The sequence below is a fragment of the Janthinobacterium sp. BJB426 genome, assembly GCF_002735705.1.
Classification (GTDB): Bacteria; Pseudomonadota; Gammaproteobacteria; order Burkholderiales; family Burkholderiaceae_D; genus Janthinobacterium.
Genome location: NZ_PDZL01000001.1, coordinates 18,917 through 40,074, shown reverse-complemented (window position 1 = coordinate 40,074; position 21,158 = coordinate 18,917). Strand labels below are relative to the sequence as shown.

22 protein-coding genes are annotated in these 21,158 nt (G+C 62.5%); 4 read left to right on the top strand and 18 right to left on the bottom strand.

Annotated elements, in window-relative coordinates:
• Positions 1 to 2: 2 nt before the first annotated feature.
• The 3 genes from CSQ93_RS00180 to CSQ93_RS00170 form a co-directional block, all read right to left on the bottom strand.
• A complete protein-coding gene (locus tag CSQ93_RS00180; protein ID WP_099376231.1) occupies positions 3 to 1,034 on the bottom strand; it encodes an arginine N-succinyltransferase in 1,032 nt (343 codons plus the stop codon).
• 95 nt (positions 1,035 to 1,129) lie between these two features.
• A complete protein-coding gene (gene astC / locus CSQ93_RS00175) occupies positions 1,130 to 2,371 on the bottom strand; it encodes an acetylornithine/succinylornithine family transaminase (protein ID WP_099376230.1) in 1,242 nt (413 codons plus the stop codon).
• A gap of 139 nt (positions 2,372 to 2,510) precedes the next feature.
• Complete coding sequence (locus tag CSQ93_RS00170) at positions 2,511 to 3,455, bottom strand: GlxA family transcriptional regulator (RefSeq protein WP_099376229.1); 945 nt, start codon at positions 3,453 to 3,455, stop codon at positions 2,511 to 2,513.
• A gap of 131 nt (positions 3,456 to 3,586) precedes the next feature.
• Here CSQ93_RS00170 and CSQ93_RS00165 point away from each other — a divergent pair, with 131 nt between their 5' ends.
• From CSQ93_RS00165 to CSQ93_RS00155, 3 genes are all read left to right on the top strand, one after another.
• Positions 3,587 to 4,021 carry a MarR family winged helix-turn-helix transcriptional regulator gene (locus CSQ93_RS00165; RefSeq protein ID WP_199534201.1) on the top strand — a complete coding sequence of 145 codons (435 nt, stop codon included), beginning with the start codon at positions 3,587 to 3,589 and terminating at the stop codon, positions 4,019 to 4,021.
• A gap of 45 nt (positions 4,022 to 4,066) precedes the next feature.
• Positions 4,067 to 4,351, top strand: coding sequence for a hypothetical protein (locus CSQ93_RS00160; protein ID WP_034778933.1), 285 nt, complete (start codon positions 4,067 to 4,069; stop codon positions 4,349 to 4,351).
• Between the two features lie 158 nt (positions 4,352 to 4,509).
• Positions 4,510 to 5,358 carry an HDOD domain-containing protein gene (locus CSQ93_RS00155; protein WP_099376227.1) on the top strand — a complete coding sequence of 283 codons (849 nt, stop codon included), beginning with the start codon at positions 4,510 to 4,512 and terminating at the stop codon, positions 5,356 to 5,358.
• On the opposite strand, the gene CSQ93_RS28620 is transcribed toward CSQ93_RS00155, so the two are convergent.
• From CSQ93_RS28620 to queA, 9 genes are all read right to left on the bottom strand, one after another.
• Positions 5,355 to 5,519 carry a hypothetical protein gene (locus CSQ93_RS28620; protein ID WP_158301060.1) on the bottom strand — a complete coding sequence of 55 codons (165 nt, stop codon included), beginning with the start codon at positions 5,517 to 5,519 and terminating at the stop codon, positions 5,355 to 5,357. The two genes, CSQ93_RS00155 and CSQ93_RS28620, sit on opposite strands and share 4 nt — an antisense overlap.
• 186 nt (positions 5,520 to 5,705) lie before the next feature.
• Positions 5,706 to 6,332 carry a glutathione S-transferase family protein gene (locus tag CSQ93_RS00150; protein WP_099376226.1) on the bottom strand — a complete coding sequence of 209 codons (627 nt, stop codon included), beginning with the start codon at positions 6,330 to 6,332 and terminating at the stop codon, positions 5,706 to 5,708.
• 74 nt (positions 6,333 to 6,406) lie between these two features.
• Positions 6,407 to 7,108, bottom strand: a complete 702-nt coding sequence (locus tag CSQ93_RS00145) for a helix-turn-helix transcriptional regulator (protein WP_199534200.1) — start codon at positions 7,106 to 7,108, stop codon at positions 6,407 to 6,409.
• Complete coding sequence (locus tag CSQ93_RS00140) at positions 7,105 to 7,854, bottom strand: hypothetical protein (protein ID WP_158301059.1); 750 nt, start codon at positions 7,852 to 7,854, stop codon at positions 7,105 to 7,107. Before CSQ93_RS00140 ends, CSQ93_RS00145 begins: the two co-directional genes overlap by 4 nt.
• A gap of 74 nt (positions 7,855 to 7,928) precedes the next feature.
• A complete protein-coding gene (secF, locus tag CSQ93_RS00135) occupies positions 7,929 to 8,951 on the bottom strand; it encodes a protein translocase subunit SecF (protein ID WP_099376224.1) in 1,023 nt (340 codons plus the stop codon).
• Positions 8,952 to 9,040: 89 nt separating this feature from the next.
• Positions 9,041 to 10,906 (bottom strand): protein translocase subunit SecD, encoded by a 1,866-nt coding sequence (gene secD / locus CSQ93_RS00130; protein WP_099376223.1) that lies wholly within the window; start codon positions 10,904 to 10,906, stop codon positions 9,041 to 9,043.
• A gap of 97 nt (positions 10,907 to 11,003) precedes the next feature.
• On the bottom strand, positions 11,004 to 11,336 hold the full coding sequence (gene yajC / locus CSQ93_RS00125; protein WP_034778948.1) for a preprotein translocase subunit YajC: 333 nt from the start codon (positions 11,334 to 11,336) through the stop codon (positions 11,004 to 11,006).
• Between the two features lie 196 nt (positions 11,337 to 11,532).
• Complete coding sequence (gene tgt / locus CSQ93_RS00120; protein WP_034745502.1) at positions 11,533 to 12,672, bottom strand: tRNA guanosine(34) transglycosylase Tgt; 1,140 nt, start codon at positions 12,670 to 12,672, stop codon at positions 11,533 to 11,535.
• Position 12,673: 1 nt separating this feature from the next.
• Positions 12,674 to 13,729, bottom strand: a complete 1,056-nt coding sequence (gene queA, locus CSQ93_RS00115; protein WP_099376222.1) for a tRNA preQ1(34) S-adenosylmethionine ribosyltransferase-isomerase QueA — start codon at positions 13,727 to 13,729, stop codon at positions 12,674 to 12,676.
• Positions 13,730 to 13,928: 199 nt separating this feature from the next.
• Between queA and recG the strand changes: the two genes are divergently transcribed.
• The gene (gene recG / locus CSQ93_RS00110; protein ID WP_099376221.1) at positions 13,929 to 16,031 is read left to right on the top strand and encodes an ATP-dependent DNA helicase RecG; all 2,103 of its coding nucleotides are present in this window, start codon (positions 13,929 to 13,931) and stop codon (positions 16,029 to 16,031) included.
• A 13-nt stretch (positions 16,032 to 16,044) separates the two neighbouring features.
• Here recG and CSQ93_RS29625 read toward each other — a convergent pair whose 3' ends face one another.
• The 6 genes from CSQ93_RS29625 to CSQ93_RS00085 form a co-directional block, all read right to left on the bottom strand.
• Positions 16,045 to 16,170 (bottom strand): hypothetical protein, encoded by a 126-nt coding sequence (locus tag CSQ93_RS29625; protein WP_267891613.1) that lies wholly within the window; start codon positions 16,168 to 16,170, stop codon positions 16,045 to 16,047.
• Positions 16,170 to 17,384, bottom strand: coding sequence for an MFS transporter (locus CSQ93_RS00105; RefSeq protein ID WP_099376220.1), 1,215 nt, complete (start codon positions 17,382 to 17,384; stop codon positions 16,170 to 16,172). Before CSQ93_RS00105 ends, CSQ93_RS29625 begins: the two co-directional genes overlap by 1 nt.
• A gap of 11 nt (positions 17,385 to 17,395) precedes the next feature.
• A complete protein-coding gene (locus tag CSQ93_RS00100; RefSeq protein WP_099376219.1) occupies positions 17,396 to 18,385 on the bottom strand; it encodes a Gfo/Idh/MocA family protein in 990 nt (329 codons plus the stop codon).
• A 1-nt stretch (position 18,386) separates the two neighbouring features.
• Entirely contained in the window at positions 18,387 to 19,205 is an 819-nt protein-coding gene (locus CSQ93_RS00095) for a DUF3025 domain-containing protein (RefSeq protein ID WP_099376218.1), read from the bottom strand.
• Positions 19,206 to 19,212: 7 nt separating this feature from the next.
• Positions 19,213 to 20,265, bottom strand: a complete 1,053-nt coding sequence (gene pyrC, locus CSQ93_RS00090; protein WP_034745484.1) for a dihydroorotase — start codon at positions 20,263 to 20,265, stop codon at positions 19,213 to 19,215.
• Between the two features lie 157 nt (positions 20,266 to 20,422).
• Positions 20,423 to 21,148: an amino acid ABC transporter ATP-binding protein gene (locus CSQ93_RS00085; RefSeq protein ID WP_099376217.1), complete on the bottom strand. Its 726-nt coding sequence runs from the start codon at positions 21,146 to 21,148 to the stop codon at positions 20,423 to 20,425.
• Between the last annotated feature and the right edge of the window lie 10 nt (positions 21,149 to 21,158).

Below are 21,158 nucleotides of genomic sequence, written 5' to 3'. Positions count from 1 at the left end.
GGTTAAATGCGCACGCAAATGACGCTGTCGCCTTCGGCCACGGCCAGCGCTTCAAGCAGCTCGGGCGGCAAGCCGACGGTGTCCTGCGCTTCGAGCGCATCGCAGGTAAAGGTGACGGCGCGGAAGTTGCGTTCCGCGCCCGATGCGACCGCGTAATGCACTTTCAGGCCCGTGCGGCTGGGCGTGACGCCTGCGACGACGCGGCGCGTGAGCGAGCCCGTAAACGAGCGCAGCGCATGCTTGTGCGCCTGCAGGATCGGACCGCCATCGAAGATGTCGATGTAATCGTCGGCTTCAAAGCCTTCTTCCGTCAGCAAATTGAATGCCAGTTCGCCGCTCGGATGGATCTGGCCCATGGCCGCCTGCGCGTCGCCGGGCAGCAGCGGCACGTACACGGGGTAATGCGGCATCAGTTCGACGATCAGGGTGCGGTTGCGCGCGCCGCCGATGACTTTTTCGGCATCGAGGAAATCCATCTGGAAGAACTTGCGGCCCAGCGCATCCCAGAACGGCGACTGGCCGTTGGCGTCCGTGATGCCGGCCAGCGGCACGAAGAAGCGGTCGCCGAAGCGGTGAGGCGCCAGTACGGCGAACAGCAGCCGCGCGCGCGACAACAGGGCCGCTTCCAGGCCCGCCTGCTCCATGTTGCGCACATAGAAACCGGACAGCTGCGAGTATGCCGTCAACTCCGAGCACAGGGTCAGCGCATGCACGCTGTGGCTGATGTTCAGGTCACGCGAGACTTGCTGGATGACGTCATTGCGAAAAGAAAAATAGGTGCCGTTCGAGCCGGCCGAGGCGAAGATGGCAGCCGTGCCGGCAATGCTCTTGTCGAGCAGGGATTCAAGCACGAAGAGATACGACTCTTCGCTGGGGATGTCGACATGGGCGGCAAACGAGGCGATGGAGCGCTCGACGGAGGCGGCGATTTTTTCGCGCGTCTTCGGCAGGGTATGGACACCCGGCATGGTTACCGCGGCCAGCGCTTCGAGGGCTGCGATATCCGCAATTTCTACCGGACGGACAACATACATGGGTACTCCTTCAATGCTGACGATGCTGGGGGTAGAACCAAGCCGGCCCGCAGCAAAGCGGCGGGCCGGTGATCAAACAGGGAGTGCGGCTAGCCTCAGGCTTTCAGCATGCCGTCGATGGCCACGCGCAGCAGACGGCCCGCTTCGGCGATCTGTTCGTCCGAGACGATCAGGGCCGGCGCCAGGCGCACCACGTCCATGCCGGCGATCAGCACCATCAAGCCTTGCGCTTCGGCCGCCTTCTGGATGTCTTTCGCGCGGCCTTTCCAGGCATCGCTGACTACCAGGCCCAGCAGCAAACCGCTGCCGCGCACGATGGAGAACACTTGCGGGTAATCCGTGATCAAGCTTTGCAGCATGGCGATGGTGTTGACGCTCGCTTCTTTCACGCGCGCCAGGAACGCCGGCGTGTTGATCGTCTCCAGCACGGTCAGGGCCACGGTGGCGGCCAGCGGGTTGCCGCCGTAGGTGGTGCCGTGGGTGCCGACGGCCAGGGTCTGCGCCAGTTCATTCGTGGTCAGCATGGCGCCGATCGGGTAGCCGTTGCCCAGCGCCTTGGCGGCCGTCAGGATGTCCGGCGTGACGCCGTAGCCCATGTAGGCGAACAACGCGCCAGTGCGGCCCATGCCGCTCTGGACTTCGTCGAAAATCAAGAGAGCGCCCGTCTTGTCGCACAGGGCGCGCAGCTCCTTGAGGAACTCAGGGTTGCCCGGCACCACGCCGCCTTCGCCTTGTACCGGCTCGACGATCACGGCGCACACGTCATCGCCGATGGCGGCGCGCGCCGCTTCGATGTCGTTGTAGGCGATGTGGTCGATCGATGGCGGCAGCGGCTCGAAGCCTTCCGTGTACTTGGCCTGACCGCCGACGGAGACCGTAAACAGGGTGCGGCCGTGGAAAGAGCTGAAGCACGAGATGATGCGCGACTTGTGCGCGCCGAACTTGGTGTGCGCGTACTTGCGCGCCAGTTTCAGGGCCGCTTCGTTGGCTTCCGCGCCCGAGTTGCAGAAGAAGGCGCGGTCGGCGAAGGTCGCTTCCGTCAGGGCCAGCGCCAGGCGCAGGACAGGCTCATTGGTGTAGCCGTTGCCCAAATGCCACAAATTATTGATTTGCTTGGTCAGCACGTCGACCAGGGCCGGATGGCAGTGGCCCAGGCTGTTGACGGCGATGCCGGAGGTGAAATCGAGGTAATGCTTGCCTGACTGGTCCCACAGATCCAGGCCGGAACCGCGCACGGGCACCATGGCGGCAGGGGCGTAGGTAGGAACGAGGACCTGGTCAAAGGTTTCCCGGGTGACTGGACGAGCCGTTACGGTCGAATCAAGCTTGGCATTCATAGCATTTCCCCATCAATATGTTAGGTACTCCGCAGCTACGACAGCTACGTGTGTACTGCATTATAAAAAGCGGGATGCTAAAACTCTTTTGAATCTGCGACAAGGATTTTCACAATTCATCACAGCTGCCTTGCCGCTGCTAGGCTGGCGGCATCAGCTTTCTTTGCCGCTCTTCGCGCGGAGTATTGCCAAACAGGGTGCCAAAGGCCGTGGAAAAGTGCGAACCGGAGGAAAAGCCGCACATCAGGCCCACTTGCACGATGGAATAATGTGTATCGAGCAACAGTTGCCGTGAGCGCTGCAGGCGCAACTCCAGGTAGTAGCGCGACGGCAGACTGCCCAGGTATTGCTTGAACAACCGCTCGAGCTGGCGCCGCGACAGACCCACCAGGCTGGCGATGTCGTCCGTCGACAGCGGTTCCTCGATATTGGCTTCCATCAAGGTCACCGCTTCGGACAATTTCGGCTGCAGCACGCCGAAACGCGCCTGCAAGGCCACGCGCTGGCGCTCTTCCTTGCCGCGTACCTTGTCCACGCACAGCGCTTCCTTGACGAGTGCCTGCACGTCGGCGCCAAAGATGGTCTCGATCAGGGTCAGCGAAAAGTCGATGCTGGCCGCGCCGCCGCAACACGTGATGTGCGGGCCGTCGATATCGAACAGGTGCGGCGTCAGGATGGCCCGTTCCGCCTTCGCTTCCGCATCCGCGTACAGGGCCCACGGCAAGGCGATGCGCACGCCATCCATGACGCCTGCGTCGGCCAGCCATAGCACGGCCGCGCCCACGCCGCCCCAGAATGGCGCCGAACGGCAGCGTTCGATCACAGCCCGGCACAGCTCGGCGCGCAACGGCGCTTCCGTTTCATCGGCCACCAGCAGCGCGATATGCCAGTTGCCACCCTGCGCAGCCACCTGTTCCGGCGTGCGCACGTCCAGTTGCAGGGCACCGGATCCCAGCGCCCGCGCGCACAAGCGCAGCGGCTGCACCAGTCCGGCCCAGGTGATCGACTCGGCATCGCCGGCATGGACCAGCAGCAAACGCAGCGGTTTGTCGAGGCCGATACGGGAAAGATTAGCGAAGGACATCGGCGAGGCGGGCCTGGGGCAAGGGCTGAGTTGCCCACATGATACCGGACTTCCGCCCTCTCCAGCCCTCCGTGCAAGGGTCCATCCTGGCGCGGCGGAAAAAAGCGGGGCGGAAGGATATAATCACCCCCATGGGTGAACGATATTTAAAAAGTATCCGGCTGCTGGCCGAATGCATGCAAGGCTTCGAGCGGTTTTCTGGCGACTTCGTGCGCCAGTACGGCTTGACGCATGCGCAATTCGACATCATCGCCACGCTCGGCAACACCTGTGGCATGTCCTACAAGGAACTTGGCCAGAAAACCCTCATTACCAAGGGTACCTTGACGGGCGTGGTGGACCGGCTGGAACAAAAGGGGCTGGTGATCCGCGAACGTTGTCCACGCGACAAACGTTCCTATTACGTGCGCCTGAGCTGCGAGGGCGAACAGGTGTTCCATGACGTGTTCCCCAAGCTGACAAAACAGGGCCAGCGCCTGTTCGACGGCTACACCGAAGACGATTTCATGCGCCTGGAAAGCACCCTGGCAGGCTTGAAACACGCCATTGCCAGCGGCCACGGCTGACCATTCACCAAGCAAAGACATTCAAACAAGACAAAGGAAACCAAGTTGAAAACCTCACTGCTCGAAGGCAAAAAGCCTGCTCATTTCGATAAACACATCATCGGCAACCTGCTGCTCAACGCCAGCACGCCGGAACTGGTACGCCAGGAAAAACTGATCATCGGCGTGCGCAACGAAGACGGCGAAATCTACCGCCTGATCGGCGCCACCAAGCACAACAGCTTCATGAACGCCGTCGAGGAACTCTTCGACCTGGGCTTGACGGATGAGCTGGAAGACAGCGACGAACTGGTTGAAGGTTGCGACGCGATATTTAGTGAATCGCTGTAGTAACGCTTGACGATCGCTCTCGTTAAAAAGGCATGCCGCTATATCTGCGGCATGCCTTTTTCCGTTTACGGGGCTTTGCTTGCCTTTTACTAAGCTGTTTGCGAAAAGATCATGGTTAAAAAGTTCCGTACGGAAATATTGCGAGTATAATTTTTTCAATGAACAGACTCGACGCCTTTAAAAGCATCGCCGCACAAGCCGCTCGTGGCGAGCTGACCTTTCCTGCCAATGTGGACGCTTCGCTCAAGCTGCAAGAGGCGCTGGCCGATCCCGACTGCCATATCGAGGCCGCCGCCAAGCTGGTGCAGGCTGACCCGCTGCTGGCCGCGCGCACGGTGGCCATCGCCAATTCCGTGGCGTTCAACCGTTCCGGCAATGAAATCACCAGCGTGCGCAACGCCGTGCAGCGGCTCGGCGTGCGCACCCTGCAATCGGTGGTGGCATCGCTGATCGTGCGCCAGCTGGGCAGCACCATCACCGATCCCGTGCTGCAAGCGAAGGCCAACCAGCTGTGGGAACATACGGCCCACGTGGCGGCCCTGTCGCAGGTTCTGGCCCGCCGCGTCACCAAGGTGGATCCCGATACGGCCCTGTTTGCCGGCATCATGCATGAAGTGGGCGGCTTTTATCTGTTGTCGCGCGCGGCCGAATTCCCCGGCATCCTCGACGGCGAACCGGAAGACTGGGTCGAACATGGCGAACAGGCCATCGGCCACGGCGTACTGGCCAAACTGAAGGTGCCGGAAGCGGTAATGGGCGCCATCGGTGCGCTGTGGGAAGGCTTGCGCGCCATTCCGCCCGAATCGCTGGGCGACACCCTGCTGCTGGCGAATGACCTGGCGCCCGTCTCGTCGCCCCTCAACGAAAGCCCAGCCGCCATCGCCGTGCGCGCCGCCCGCGCCGCACGCAGCATCGATTGCCTGATCGGCGACGATGCGACCCTGTCGAGCATCATGGAAGAATCGGACGATGAAGTGCAGTCGCTGCTGAAGGTGCTCGTGCACTAAACCGCAGGGTTCTTGATGACCGGCGGCGGCGCCGCCGGCTTGAGCGTGTCGACGATCAGCACATGCTTGTCCATGGCCTGTGTTCCCTGCTTTTGCTGGACGACTTGCGTGGCGACCGCCTTGGTACTCAACAGGGGTTTCGGATGGCGTGGCATGAACATGGCGTACCTGCGGGAAGTGGGGTGCGTCCCATCTGCGCAGCGATTATCAATTTATCAAGCCGCTATTCAAAAAAAACCCGCTCGAAAGCGGGTAAAGTCCAAAGCTAGGGATGTCCTGAAAGAGACAGCCCTATCTTATGCGGTGCGCCGCGCCAGCTCCGTGCGCTGGCACACTTAGCGCGCACATTATCCCGGCAATAGCTGCACATCCGTTTCCTGCCAGGCACGCAGCTGCCGCACGCGGGCAAACCACGCCTGGATATGCTGGTACTGCGCCAGCGGCAACCGCACGGCTTCGCTGTACATCAGCGGCGCGGCCACGGCGAAGTCGGCCAGGGTCACATCATCTGCGTGGATCCAGCGGCGCCCAGCCAGATGCGCGTCCAGCACCACGGCGCACTCATGCAGGTCGCGCTCGCCGCGCGCCTCTTCCAGCGGATCCGCCGGACCATTGCCCGTCATGCCCTTCCAGGCGCGCTCCCAGGCCAGCACGCTGATGGCGGGCGCGAAGTGCTGCGCGGCCCAGAACAGCCAGCGATTGACGTCGGCGCGGGCTTGCGGCGCCTGCGGATAAAGCGTCTGGCCCGGTACCTGTTCGGCCAGGTATTGCATGATGGCGCACGATTCCCACAGCAGGAAAGCGCCATCGGCCAGCACGGGAACCTTGCCGTTCGGGTTCAGCTCGGACAGGCGGCGGCGGTCATCCGCATTCATCAGGTCGACTTCCGCCAGTTCCAGCGGCAGGCCGAGGTGGATCGCCGTCATCAGGGCACGGCGGGCATTCGAGGACATGGGGTGGTGGTACAGGCGCATGATGGATGGCTCCGGTGAGTGAAGAAGCCACCATCGTAGTCGCCGTTACTGACAGTTTTTGTCAGGAGCGAATATCAGGATTCCGGATCAATCTCGTGCGCCTTGCGCCAGGCATCGAGCAGCACATGGCGCCGCGTGGGATAGCGCTCCTCATGCTGCTGCACGCTGGCGATGCGGTCGATGCGGAAATGCCGGTAATCGCCGCGCAGCTCGCACCAGGCGGCCAGCAGGCGCTTGCCTTCGAAAAAGGCCAGGGCAAACGGCCACACCGTGCGCGAGGTGGCGCTGCCATGCTCATCCTGATAGGCGAGCGTGATTTTCTGTTCGTAGCGGATCGCCTCGCGCACGGGCTGCACGTAGCGGTCGGCCGCCTGCGTGCCATCGGCGGGGCGCCCCAGCGGCACCCACAAGCTGGTCTCGGCCATGCTGTCGCGCAGGTCGCGCGGCGAGGCGGCCGCGATCTTGGCCAGGGCATTGCTGGCCGCCTGCGCCAGGCCCGCATCACCTTGCCGGCGCACCCAGCGCGCGCCCAGCACCAGCGCTTCCAGTTCATCGGCGCCAAACATCAGCGGCGGCAAGAAGGCGCCACGGCGCAGCACATAGCCGATGCCCGCTTCGCCCTGCAGGGGCGCACCCAGTTCGGCCAGGGTCTGGATATCGCGGTAAATCGTGCGTTCGGAGACGCCCAGCTGCTGCGCCAGCTGGGCCGCCGTGACGGGCACGCGCCTTGCGCGCATGGCGTCCATCAACAGGAACAAACGGCCGCTGCGGCTCATGGACAGGCCTGCAAAGCTTGGTCACCCATGACGAGAGCCGACAGGGCCGGCACGTACACGTAGCCATCGGGCAGTATGCGCGCCGCGCGCGTCCCCTCTTCCACGCCGCCGATGCCGTAGCAGCGCTGCAACCGGGCGGCGGCGGGCCACCAGTAAATGGCCGCCTCCTGGTCGGGAAAGCGCTGGCGCACGCTCTCGGCCTGCGCCGCCACTTGCAGGAAATCGCGGTAAAAGGCGGGAGAAAAGCCCAGCTGCGCGGCAAACGCCGCTTCCAGCGCCGCCGTCTCTGCCAATTGAGCTGCCAGCGCTTGCGTTTCACTGTCCAGGTCCTCGGCCGCCACGCCCGCCTCACGCAGGCTGCGGCGCATCTGCTCCTGGTTCGCCTGCGTGCGCAGGAAAGCCGACTCCTGCAGCGCCAGCACGGCATCGGCCGCAATGTGCTTGCGGCGCGCGGCCGGGAAGACATACAGGGCGCAGCTGCCCGCGCACACGGTGTCGACGGCGATATCGAGCCGCAGCTGGCGCACCAGGCGGCCCAGCTGCATCGCAGCCTGCGCATCGCCGCCGTCGCTATTCACGCGCAACAGCCTGGTGCCCGGCGTGGCCAGCCGCCGCAGCTTGTCCACGTCGCCCTCGGCAATCGGGCCGCGCATGGCGATGCTGTCACTGCCAGTGCGGCTGAAATCGGCGGCGCCGGCCAACGCCGTCACGCCCGCCATCACACCTGCCCATAAAAAACGCTTCATCATCATCCGCCATAAAAAAAACGACCACCGCAAACGGTGATCGTTCTTCATTCGACCTGCAAAAAAACCTGCGCTTACACCACGGCGCCGTCGGTTTCGTCTTTTTCCTTGACCGGCTTGATCAAGTCTTCGCGCTTGACGCCCAGCCACATGGCGATCGAGGCCGCGACGAACACGGACGAGTAAATACCGAAGCAGATACCGATGGTCAGCGCCAGTGCGAAATGGTGCAGGGTCTGGCCGCCGAAGACCAGCATCGACAGCACCATCATCTGGGTGGAACCGTGGGTGATGATGGTACGCGAAATGGTGCTGGTGATCGCGCTGTCGATCACTTCATGCACGGTCGCCTTGCGCTGCTTGCGGAAGTTTTCGCGGATACGGTCAAAGATCACCACCGATTCGTTGACCGAGTAGCCGAGCACCGCCAGGATCGCCGCCAGCACCGTCAGCGAGAATTCCCACTGGAAGAAGGCGAAGAAGCCCAGGATGATCACCACGTCATGCAAGTTGGCGATAATGGCCGAGACAGCGTATTTCCACTCGAAGCGGATGGCCAGGTAGATCATCACGCCCAGAATCACCATCACCAGCGCGTTCAAGCCGTTCTGCTTCAGTTCCTCGCCCACTTGCGGGCCGACGAATTCGACTTTCTGCAAGACGACCGATTCGCTACCGGCCGCGTCCATGCAGGCGCTCTTGATGACGTGCTCGCCCTTTTCGGTGACGGTATCGACGCCCTTGGTCGTGCCTTGCTCGGCCTTGCACAAGGCTTCAAACACGCGTTGCGAGGTGTTCGCGGCGCTGACGCCCTTTTCCACCGGCAGGCGGATCATGACGTCGCGCGCCGTATCGAAGCTGGTCACGCCCGGCTCTTCATAACCCAGGCCGATCAAGGTGCCGCGTATGCCTTCAAGGTTGGCCGCTTTCGGGTACTTCACCTCCATCACGGTGCCGCCCTTGAATTCCACGGACAGGTGCAAGCCCTTGTGGAACAGGAAGAAGACGGCGGCAAGGAAGGTCACGGCCGAAATGACGTTGAAAATCAACGCATGGCGCATGAAGGGAATATCTTTTTTGATCCGGAAAAATTCCATGAAATCCTCTGAGTTCTATTCTGTGCGTCCGGCGGCTGTGCCACCGGACGCTATCGCTGTTGACGCTATTGGGTGAGTCGGGGCGTCGCTTATTTGCTGGTGCCCGGCACCCACACCGTACCGATCGACAAGGTCGTCAGCTTTTTCTTGCGGCCATACCAGAGGTTGACCACGCCGCGCGACACGAACACGGAGGAGAACATCGAGGTCAGGATACCCAGGCAATGCACGACAGCGAAGCCGCGCACGGGACCGCTGCCGAAGGCCAGCAGTGCCAGGCCGACGATCAGGGTGGTCACGTTCGAGTCGAGAATCGTGGCCCAGGCGCGGTCGAAGCCGGCGGCGATCGCCGCTTGCGGCGTATTGCCAGCGCGCAGCTCTTCACGGATACGTTCATTGATCAGCACGTTTGCGTCAATCGCCATGCCCAGCGCCAGCGCGATAGCGGCGATACCTGGCAGTGTCAGCGTCACCTGGATCATCGACAGCAAGGCGATCAGCAACAGCAAGTTGGCGGCCAGGGCCAGCACGCTGAAGGCGCCGAACAGCATGTAGTAGGCGATCATGAAGATGGCGATGGCGATGAAGCCATACAGGGTCGAGTGGAAGCCCTTGGCGATGTTTTCCGCGCCCAGCTGCGGTCCGATCGTGCGTTCTTCGATGACAGTCATCGGTGCGGACAGGGCGCCCGAGCGCAGCAGAAGCGCCAGTTCATTCGCGTTTTCCGCGCCGCCCATGCCGGTGATCTGGAAGCGCGAACCGAGCTCCTGCTGGATGGTGGCAACCGACAGCACTTCCGGCTTGCCCTTTTCAAACAGCACGATGGCCATGCGCTTGCCCACGCGTTCGCGCGTCGCTTCGCGCATCTTGCGTCCGCCGTCGCCGTTCAGGTCGATCGACACGGCCGCTTGCTGGTTCTGGTCGAAGCTGGCCGTGGCGCTGGAGATATAGTCGCCCGTCAGGATCACGTCTTTCGCCAGCACGACAGGAACGCCCTTGCCGACGGTGAACAGTTCCGAGTTGAATGGGATGGCGCTCGACAGTTCCGTGCCAGGCACGATGGTTTCATCGACCAGGCGCACTTCCAGGGTCGCCGTGCGGCCGATGATGGCTTTCGCGCGAGCCACGTCCTGCACGCCAGGCAATTGCACCACGATGCGGTCAGGGCCTTGCTGCTGGATCAGCGGCTCGGCCACGCCCAGCTCGTTGACGCGCTTGGACAGGGTTGAAATATTCTGTTTCACGCCTTCATCGATGGTGGCTTTCAGGGCCGCCGGTTTCAGGGTGATGTTCAGTTTCAAATCGCTGCCTTCGCCCGCATCGGCAAACGCCAGCTCCGTCATCTGGTCGGACAGGACATTCTTTGCCTTCAGGCGCGTTTCCGCGTCACGGAAGTTGATCTGCACGCTGTCGCCCACGCGCTCGATACCGGCGTGGCGGATATTCTTGTCGCGCAACACGCTACGCGCGGCGGACTGGACGCCCTGGACTTTCTTGTTCAGTACTGCTTTCGCATCGACCTGCATCAGGAAGTGCACGCCACCGCGCAAGTCCAGGCCCAGGAACATGGGCAAGGCATGCAGCTTTTGCATCCACATCGGGGTATTGGCTTGCAGGTTGACCGTCACGATGTACGCGGGATCGGTGGAATCGGGATTGAGGTCCTTTTCCAGCACCAGTTTCGCCTTGAACTGGGTATCGGGATCGGCGAAACGCACGCGCACGGAGGCGAGGTTGCCGGCGCCATCCATGGTGACACCTTCCGACTTGACGTTTTCTTTCGTCAATATTTGCTCGACTTGCGTCATCAGATCGCCCGTCACTTTGACGGTCGACTTGCCGCTGGTTACTTGCAGCGCCGGTGATTCACCGAAATAATTGGGCGCCGTATAAAGTGCGCCCAGCAATAAGGCGACGACGATGATGATGTATTTCCAGGCAGGATAGCGATTCATAGTGATTCAGCGTTCAGTGTTGAGCGTCGGAGGCGTCCCGAGGGGCGGCGGATAGCCGCCCCGGGTCTATCATTGCCGAGGCAATGACAGCGAGGAATTACAGTGCCTTCAGGGTGCCTTTAGGCAGCAAGGTGGTAATGGAGCTCTTTTGCACCGTGACTTCGGTGCCGGTCGCCACTTCGATGGTGACGTAAGCGTCCACTACCTTGACAACACGGCCCAGCATGCCGCCGGCGGTGACGACTTCGTCACCCTTGGCCAGCGCGTCCATCATCGCCCGTTGTTCTTTGGCGCGTTTTTGCTGTGGGCGGATCATCAGGAAATACATGACCACGAACATCAATACCAGCGGCAGGAAGCTGGTCAGGTTGCCGCCGAGGCCCAGGGCTTCGGTTGGGGCTTGCGCATAAGCGTTGGAAATGAAAAACACGGTGACTCCAGTTCTAATCAGTTTGAAAAAATAGCGCTGTATTCTAGCATTGGCTATACGTCATAACCCGAATTGCAGCCATGGCAACTTTAAATGGGGCTAAAAAAGCATTATGCAATGCTTTATCGCCCCAGTCCAAGCACCAATACACAAAACTTCCGGCCATGCTGCCGCCAGGGCTCAAGCTAAGGTTTTCTTAAGTTCCGCGTGCGCGTTCCGCGTGGAATTGCAAGGTAAATGCATGGAAACGGTCTTCGTCCAGCGCCTCGCGCATCTGGCGCATCAAGTCCAGGTAGTAATGCAGGTTATGGATGGTGTTCAGGCGCGCGCCAAGGATTTCCTTGGAGCGGTGCAGATGGTGCAGGTAGGCGCGCGAGAAATTGCGGCAGGCGTAGCAGCTGCACGTCTCGTCCAGCGGCGCCTGGTCTTCCTTGTACTTGGCGTTCTTGATCTTGATGTCGCCAAAACGGGTAAACAGCCAGCCATTGCGGGCGTTACGCGTCGGCATCACGCAATCGAACATGTCGATGCCATTCGACACGCCCGCCACCAGGTCTTCCGGCGTGCCCACGCCCATCAGGTAATGGGGCTTGTTGGCCGGCAGGCGCGGGCCAACGTGGGCCAGCATGCGCATCATGTCTTCCTTCGGTTCGCCGACGGACAGGCCGCCGATGGCGATGCCGGGGAAATCGATCTCTTCCAGCTTGGCCAGCGACTCGTCGCGCAGCATTTCGAACATGCCGCCCTGCACGATGCCGAACAGCGCATTCGGGTTTTCGCCACGGTGGAACTCGTCCTTCGAGCGCTGCGCCCAGCGCAAGGACATGCGCATGGACTTGGCCGCTTCCTCGATGGTGGCTGGACGGCCCTGGATTTCGTACGGCGTGCATTCGTCGAACTGCATGACGATGTCCGAATTCAAGACGCGCTGCACCTGCATCGACACTTCCGGCGAGAGAAACAATTTATCGCCGTTGATCGGCGAATTGAAATGCACGCCCTCTTCCGTGATCTTGCGCATGGCGCCCAGCGAAAACACCTGGAAGCCACCCGAATCCGTCAGAATCGGCTTGTTCCAGCCCATGAAGCCATGCAAGCCGCCGAATTTTTCCATGACGGTGTTGCCAGGACGCAACCACAGGTGAAACGTGTTGCCCAAAATGATCTGCGCGTCGATCTCGTTGAGTTCCAGCGGCGACATGGCTTTTACGGAGCCGTAAGTGCCCACTGGCATGAAGATCGGCGTCTGCACGACACCATGGTTGAGTTTCAAGGTGCCGCGGCGTGCCTTGGTCAGGCCGCTCGTGTCGGTCTTGAGTAATGTAAATTCCAGCATGTCAGTCTTTCACGGGAGTATCAAGGTTCAACGGAGCGCGCGATTGCGTGGTGAGCAGCATCGCGTCGCCATAGCTGAAGAAACGGTAGTTCTGCGCGATCGCATGCGCGTAGGCACTGCGGATCGGCTCATAACCGGCAAAGGCCGACACCAGCATCAGCAGGGTCGACTTCGGCAAATGGAAGTTGGTGATCAAACGCGTCACCGTTTTAAACGCATAGCCGGGCGTGATGAACAGGGCCGTATCGGCGCTGCCCGCCACCAGCTGGCCGCTTTGCGAGGCCGATTCCAGCGCGCGCAAGCTGGTCGTGCCGACGGCGACCACGTCGCGCCCGGCAAGTTGGGCGGCGCGCACGGCGTCGACGGTTTCCTGCGGCATGGTGTACCACTCGGTGTGCATCTTGTGTTCGGCCAGCACTTCCGTGCGCACGGGCTGAAAGGTGCCCGCGCCCACGTGCAGGGTCACATAGGCAAAGTTGACGCCCTTGGCCTTCAATTGATCGAGCAGGGCCTGGTCGAAATGCAGGCCGGCCGTCGGCGCGGCGACGGCGCCGGGCACCTTGTTGAACACGGTCTGGTAGCGCGTCTCGTCGAATTCGTCCGCATCGTGCTCGATGTACGGCGGCAGCGGCAAGCGGCCATGCGCCTCGATCAGCTCGAACACGTCGGCCTCGAAGTGCAAGGTAAAGAATTCGCCGGCGCGCTGGCCCACCGTCACATCGAAGGCATCGGCCAGGCGGATGCGGCAGCCGGGCGGCGGCGACTTCGACGCGCGCACCTGGGCCAGCACGGTGCGCTCATCGAGTACGCGCTCGACGAGCGCCTCGATCTTGCCGCCGCTTTCCTTGACGCCGAAGAAACGCGCTTTCAGTACGCGGGTATCGTTCATCACCAGCAGGTCCCCCGCCTGCAACAGCCCGACGATGTCGGCAAAGCTGCGGTCAACCAGGGCGTCGCCGTCCAGATGCAACAGGCGCGAGGCGCTGCGCTCGGCCAACGGAGTTTGCGCAATGTTTTCTTGCGGCAAATTAAAATCGAAATCGGAAAGCGAATACATGCGTTTTGCTTCAAAAGTACGTCAAAAATGATTAGGAGTGCGCAATGGAACATCTGGCACTATACTGTGCGCCTATACAGGCATTACAATAATCCGCCGCAACAATTTACAACTGCGGTACGCACAGGGTGTGCCGGACAACCCTCTATTTTACGCTAGCGGCATAAAAACCTGCGCTAATGGCACTAAAACCTTGCATATGCCCGATCCAACGCCCGATCTTCCACCCGTAGCCAGGCCGGCCGCGAAGCCGAAAGCCGTCAAAAAAGTGGTCAGCACGGAAAGCCGGCTGGCCAAACTCGGCTTGCGCACGGATATGGACCTGGTGCTGCACCTGCCGATGCGCTACGAGGACGAAACCAAGGTCTACACGATACGCGACGCCTGCCTGCGCGGCGGCGAATCGTGGCAAGTCGAGGGCATCGTCACCAAATGCGAAGTCAATTTCAAGCCGCGCAAGCAATTGCTGGTGACGATCGCCGACGAAACGGGCAATTTGCTGCTGCGCTTCATGAATTTTTATGGCAGCCAGGTCAAGCAGCTGGCCGAAGGCACGCGCGTGCGTGCGCGCGCCGAACTCAAACACGGCTTTTTCGGCGCCGAGATGGTGCACCCGACGTATAAGGTGGTCAACGAAGGCGCGCCGCTGCCCACGGCCCTCACGCCCGTATATCCATCGGGCGAAGGCCTGTCGCAGCACGTGCTGCGGCGCGAGATCGCCGACGCCATGCGCCGCACCGACTGGCAGGACACTTTGCCGGACGAGCTGCTGCGCGAGATGCAGCTGTCGCCTTTCCGCGCCGCCGTGCACCTGCTGCACTATCCGCCGCAGGACATCGATGAAAGCGCGCTGATGGACCGCTCGCACCCGGCCTGGGTGCGCATGAAGTTCGATGAGCTGCTGGCGCAGCAACTGTCGCTGAAACGCGCCCAGCGCGCGCGCCGCTCGAAAGGTGCCGCATCGCTGCCCATCGTCGGGACTTTATCGAATGCCTTCGGTGCCGCCCTGCCCTTCAAGCTGACGGGCGCGCAGGCGCGCGTGCTCGAGGAAATCCGCGCCGACCTGCACCAGCCGTATCCGATGCAGCGCCTGCTGCAAGGCGACGTCGGCAGCGGCAAGACGGTCGTCGCCGCCCTGTCGGCCACGCAGGCCATCGACAGCGGCTACCAGGCAGCGTTGATGGCGCCCACGGAGATTCTGGCGGAGCAGCACTTCCGCAAGATCGCCGCCTGGATGGAGCCGCTGGGCGTGAAGGTGGCCTGGCTGACGGGCAGTCTGAAGAAAAAGGAAAAGACGGCGGCGCTGGCCCTGATCGAATCAGGTGAAGCGCAGCTGGTGATCGGCACGCATGCACTGATCCAGGATAATGTGCTGTTCGCGAAACTGGGCCTGGTCATCGTCGACGAGCAGCACCGCTTCGGCGTGGGCCAGCGCCTGACCTTGCGCAACAAGGGCGACAGCGCGGCCGTGCCGCACCAGCTGATGATGTCCGCCACGCCGATCCCGCGCACCCTCGCCATGACATATTACGCCGACCTGGAAGTGTCGGTGATCGACGAGCTGCCGCCCGGCCGCAGTCCCATCGTCACGCGCGCCATCGACCAGAACCGCCGCGATGAAGTCATCGCCCGCGTGTATGCTGCCGCGCTGGAAGGCCGGCAGGTCTACTGGGTCTGCCCGCTGATCGAGGAATCGGAAGCACTGCAGCTGCAGACGGCCACCGACACCTACATGATGCTGGCCGAGGCTTTGCCCGCGCTGCAGGTCGGCCTCGTGCACGGCCGCTTGAAACCGGCGGAAAAGCAGGAAGTGATGGATGCCTTCATCGCCGGCCATATCCACGTGCTGGTGGCCACCACCGTGATCGAGGTGGGCGTCGACGTGCCAAACGCCTCGCTGATGGTGATCGAACACGCCGAGCGTTTTGGCTTGTCCCAGCTGCACCAGCTGCGCGGCCGCGTGGGCCGCGGCACGGCGGCCAGCGTCTGCCTGCTGCTGTACCAGGGTCCCTTGGGCGGCGTGGCGCGCCAGCGTTTGATGACCATGCGCGAGACGACGGACGGTTTTGAAATCGCGCGCCGCGACCTGGAAATCCGCGGCCCCGGGGAATTTCTCGGCGCGCGCCAGTCCGGCCAGGCCATGCTGCGCTTCGCCGACCTGGAAACGGATCAATGGTTAGTAGACCAGGCCCGCGACGTGGCGCACGATTTGCTGCACGCCACCACGACGGCCGCAGCGGCCACCGTGGAAGCGCACCTGGCGCGCTGGCTCGGTGGGAAAGAGGAATTTTTAAAAGTGTAGGACCGGATGCCTGCTACATGCACATCCAGAAGCGGTTCGCCAGGTCGAGCATGAAGTCGGGGCGCAGATAGGCCAGGAAGACACTGGCCAGCAGCACGGCGCCGGCCAGGCGCCACAGCCATGTGCGCCAGCTGCCCATTACGCGGCCACCGCCACGCGCTTGACGGCGCGCTCGTCGATGGGCAGGTTGATCAGCGCGGCCAGCAAACCCAGGCCGATGGTGATCATCCACACGATGTGGTAACTGCCCTGGTGCTCGTACAGATAGCCCCCCAGCCAGGCACCGAGGAAACTGCCCACCTGGTGCGAGAAGAACACCATCCCGGCCAGCATCGACAGGTGCTTGACGCCGAAGATGCCGGCGATGATGCCGTTCGTCAGCGGCACGGTCGACAGCCACAGCACGCCCATGCCGGCGGCGAACAGGTACACGGACCACGCCGACAAGGGCGCCAGCAGGAACGCGGTGATGACCACGGCGCGCGTCACGTAGATGGCCGACAGCAGGTAGCGTTTGGCGATCTTGCCACCGAGTTTGCCCGCATAGTAGGAGCCGACGATGTTGAACAGGCCGATCAGCGCCAGCGCCGTGACGGCGACGTTCGGATTCATCAGGCCCTGGTCCTTCAGGTAGGCCGGCAAGTGCACGCCAATGAAGACGAGCTGGAAACCGCAGACAAAATACCCGGCCAGGAGCAGCCAGAACGAGCGGCTGGCGATGGCTTCGCTGAAGGCCGCGCCCACACTTTGCTGCGGGCCGCTGGCGTGCGAGACGGGCGGTTCGCGCAGGTAGAAGGCCATCGGGATCATGGCCAGCAGCACCAGCGCGGCCAGCACATAAAAGGCGTTTTGCCAGCCCACGGCGGAAATCAGCTGCTGCTCCACCGGCATCATCAGGAACTGGCCGAACGAGCCGGCCGCCGACGAAATGCCGAAAGCCCACGAGCGCTGCTCGGGCGGCGCACTGCGGCCGATGATGCCGCTGATGGCGCCAAAGGCCGTGCAGGCCAGCGCCAGGCCGATGAAGATGCCCGAGCCGACGATGAACAGGGTGGGCTGCGTCACGAGCGCCATCCACACGAGGCCCGCCATGTAGCTGATGGCGCCGACGATGACGACGCGCATGGTGCCGAAACGGTCGGCCGCCATGCCGGCGAACGGGCCGAAAACGCCCCACATCAGGTTTTGCATGGCCAGCGCCAGCGAATACGTTTCGCGCGTCCAGCCATTGGCTTGCGAGATCGGCTGCATCCAGAAGCCCAGGCCGTGGCGCACACCCATCGCCAGGGTCAGCACGACGCCGCTGGCGATGAGGACGGTTTTCAGGCTGGGGCGGGATGAGGACAATGTCATGGAGTTCCTGTTCACGCCTGGTCGGCTTGGTAGACGAGGCCGATCTGGCCGCGCATGGTGTCAAGGTTGTGCATCAGCGCCACGCTGTCTGCGTGCGGCATGACGGGACTTTCCAGCAGCCCGGCGCGGATGCAGCGCATCGCTTCGATGGCCTCGTGCGCGTAGCCATTGCCCAGGTGCGGCACGGAGACGACGCGCCGTGCACCATCCATCGTTTCGACGATCAGGTGGTCGGGCTTGTAGAAACGGCTGGGCAGGCGGATGCGTCCCAGGCTGCCGGAAATGGTCATTTCCGTCGGCGTCTGCGCGCGCAGGCTGCAGGCGCAGGACGAGGTGCCGCCGCCGGCGTGCAGCAGCGAAAACACGACCTGCTCATCGACACCGGTGGCGCCCATCTCGGCCAGCGCCTGCACCTGCGTTACAGGGCCGAGGAAGAAGGTCGCCATCGACAGCGGATAAATGCCCACGTCGAGCAGCGCGCCGCCGCCGAGTGCGGGATTGAACATGCGGTGCTCGGGCGGAAAATTGGCGACAAAGCCGATATCGGCCTGCACCTGCTGCGGCACGCCGATCTCGCCGCTGGCGATGATGCGTTTGGCCTCCTGCACGGCGGGCAGGAAACGGCTCCACATGGCTTCCATCAAAAACAGTTTTTTGTCGCGTGCCAGATCGACCACGGCCTGCGCTTCGCGCGCATTCATGGTGAACGGTTTTTCGCACACGACGTGCTTGCCGGCGGCCATGCACAGCAAGGCATTTTCGGCATGCAGGGTGTGCGGCGTGGCGATGTAGATCACGTCCACGTCCGGGTCCATGGCCAGCGCCTGGTAGGAACCGTGGCAACGCCCGATGTCGAATTCGGCGCCGAAAGCCTGTGCGCCAGCCTCGCTGCGCGAAGCGACTGCCACCAGTTGCGCACCGGGCGCATCGCGCAAGCCATTGGCCATCGCGCGGGCGATCTTGCCGGTGCCGAGGATGCCCCAGCGGACGGTATTTTCCATGCTATTGATCTCTTTCTGCGCCAGCCACTTTGCGCTTCGGGCGAAACACCGCCGCGTCATTGTAAAAATCGTCGTCCTGGCCTTCGCACCAGCCGGGCAAACCCAGCACGGGCAGCGGCGTGAAGTCCGCCGTAGTGAGACCTTGCTGCGCCAGGTCTTGCGCCACCCTCTCGTCGAGCCAGGCGCGGCGTGCCGCATCGTCCAGGGTGAAATAGGCGTCGCCGGCGAAGATCACGCGCGTATGCGCCGTGATGGCCTTGCGCGGCGCTACCAGTTTTTCCATCAGCGCGTGGCCGAACAACCAGACCTCGGCGTCACCGTCCGCGCCAAATTTATCGCGCTGCGCAATGAACACGCTGCGCCAGTCGTGCCCGCGCAAGGCCGTTTCCAGTGCGCGCCCCGCGTCGCTGTCGCGCAGCACCAGCAAGGCGGAATTTTCGTCAAAAATCGTCGCGCCATCGCGCGCGGGACCGCGCGATTTACCGACGCCGGACAGGGCGATCTGCGCCGCCTGCAGCGCGTTCAATTGACGCTTGATCCGCGGGAAGGTGAGCCACACGAGTGCATTGAAAAAATCGTGCAGATTGTCGCGCGTGGGCACGCCGCCCGTCGCACCGATGAACTCCTCGTACGCCACGCCTTCGGGCAGGTCCGCTTGCGGCACGAAGGCCAGCGGCAAGCCGGTGGGATTGCGCAAGTCCAGCGCCCGCGCCCGTCCGTTCAGCGCGGCAATCACCGTGTCGCGCTGCAGGTCCAGCTGCCGTCGCGCCGGCAGCACCGTGGCAAACCAGGGGCGGGTCCAGTCTATCGATGGCAGCATGGAGTAATTACACCATTTTCCAGTTGATCTGCTCGCCCGCGTTGAGCGGAATCACATGGCTGTCGCCCAGCGGCAGCGAGGCCGGCAAGGTCCAGCTTTCGCGCTTCAAGGTGATGGTGTCCGTGTTGCGCGGCACGCCGTAGAAGGCCGGGCCGTGGAAGCTGGCGAACGCCTCCAGTTTATCGAGCGCGCCGGCCCGTTCGAACGCTTCCGCATACATTTCCATCGCGTGCAGGGCCGTGTAGCAACCGGCGCAGCCGCAGGCCATTTCCTTGGCGCCCTGCGCGTGCGGCGCAGAATCGGTGCCGAGGAAGAAACGCTCGTCACCGCTGGCGGCGGCCGTCATCAGTGCCAGGCGGTGCTCTTCACGCTTCAGGATGGGCAGGCAGTAGTAATGGGGGCGGATGCCGCCCTTGAAAATCTCGTTGCGGTTGTACAGCAGATGATGCGCCGTGATGGTGGCGGCGATCGGGCCCTCCGCTTCGGCCACGTACTGCGCCGCATCCTTGGTGGTGATGTGTTCGAACACGACAGACAGGGCCGGGAAGGCGCTGCGCAGCGGACGCATCACGCGCTCGATGAAGACGGCTTCGCGGTCGAAAATGTCGATTTCCGGGTCCGTCACTTCGCCGTGCACGAGAAAGGGCATGCCCACTTCCTGCATCACTTCGAGCACCTTGTAGCAATTCTTCAAATCCGTCACGCCCAGGTCGGAATTCGTCGTGGCGCCGGCCGGATACAATTTGACGGCTTGCACGATGCCGCTATCCTGCGCGCGGCGGATTTCGTCGGGCGAAGTGTTGTTCGTCAGGTACAGCACCATCAGCGGATCGAAGTTCACGCCTTGCGGCACGGCGGCCAGGATGCGCTCGCGGTAGGCGCTGGCATCGGCCGTGGTGGTGACGGGCGGCTTCAGGTTCGGCATGACGATGGCGCGGCCGAACTGGCGCGCGCTGTGTGGCAGCACGCTGGCCATGACGGCGCCGTCGCGCAGGTGCAAATGCCAGTCATCCGGACGGGTGATGGTGATGGAGGCTGGGGTGTGATCGAGTGTGGACATGGCGGCTGCTCTCAGGCGGTCATTGCGAATAGCCCCATTTTACCAGCCGCGGGGCTGCCTTAGCGGCCAGGGTGCCTGAGGAAAACCGGGCGCAAGCGTACTGTGAACGCAAAAACGGCCGGTGAAGGCCGGCCGCTTTTATCGAGAAAACCTGGGATCAGTGAATGATCTTCGCCAGGAAATCGCGCGCGCGGTCCGAGCGCGTCGTGTTGAAGAAGTCATCCTTGCTGCAATCTTCGATGATCTTGCCCTGGTCCATGAAGACGATGCGGTTGGCCACGCGCTTGGCAAAGCCCATTTCGTGGGTGACGACCATCATCGTCATGCCTTCCTGCGCCAGGCCCACCATCACGTCGAGCACTTCGTTGATCATTTCCGGATCGAGCGCCGATGTCGGCTCGTCGAACAGCATGGCGATCGGATCCATCGACAGCGCGCGGGCGATCGCCACACGCTGCTGCTGGCCGCCCGACAGCTGGCCCGGGAACTTGTCCTGCTGCGACAGCAAGCCCACTCGGTCAAGGTACTTCAAGCCCTTGGCATTGGCTTCGTCGGCGCTGCGGCCCAGCACCTTGATCTGGCCGATGGTCAGGTTTTCGCGGATCGACAGATGCGGAAACAGCTCGAAATTCTGGAACACCATGCCGATGCGCGCACGCAGTTTCGACAAATTCGTTTTCGGATCGTTGACGCTGATGCCGTCGACGATGATCTGCCCCTGCTGGATCGGCTCGAGGCCGTTGACGGTCTTGATCAGGGTTGACTTGCCGGAGCCGGACGGGCCACAAATGACCATCACGTCACCCTTGGCGACCTTGGTGGTGCAGTCGGTCAGTACCTGGAACTGGCCATACCATTTGCTGACGTTATTGAGTTCAATCATCTTGTTCTTT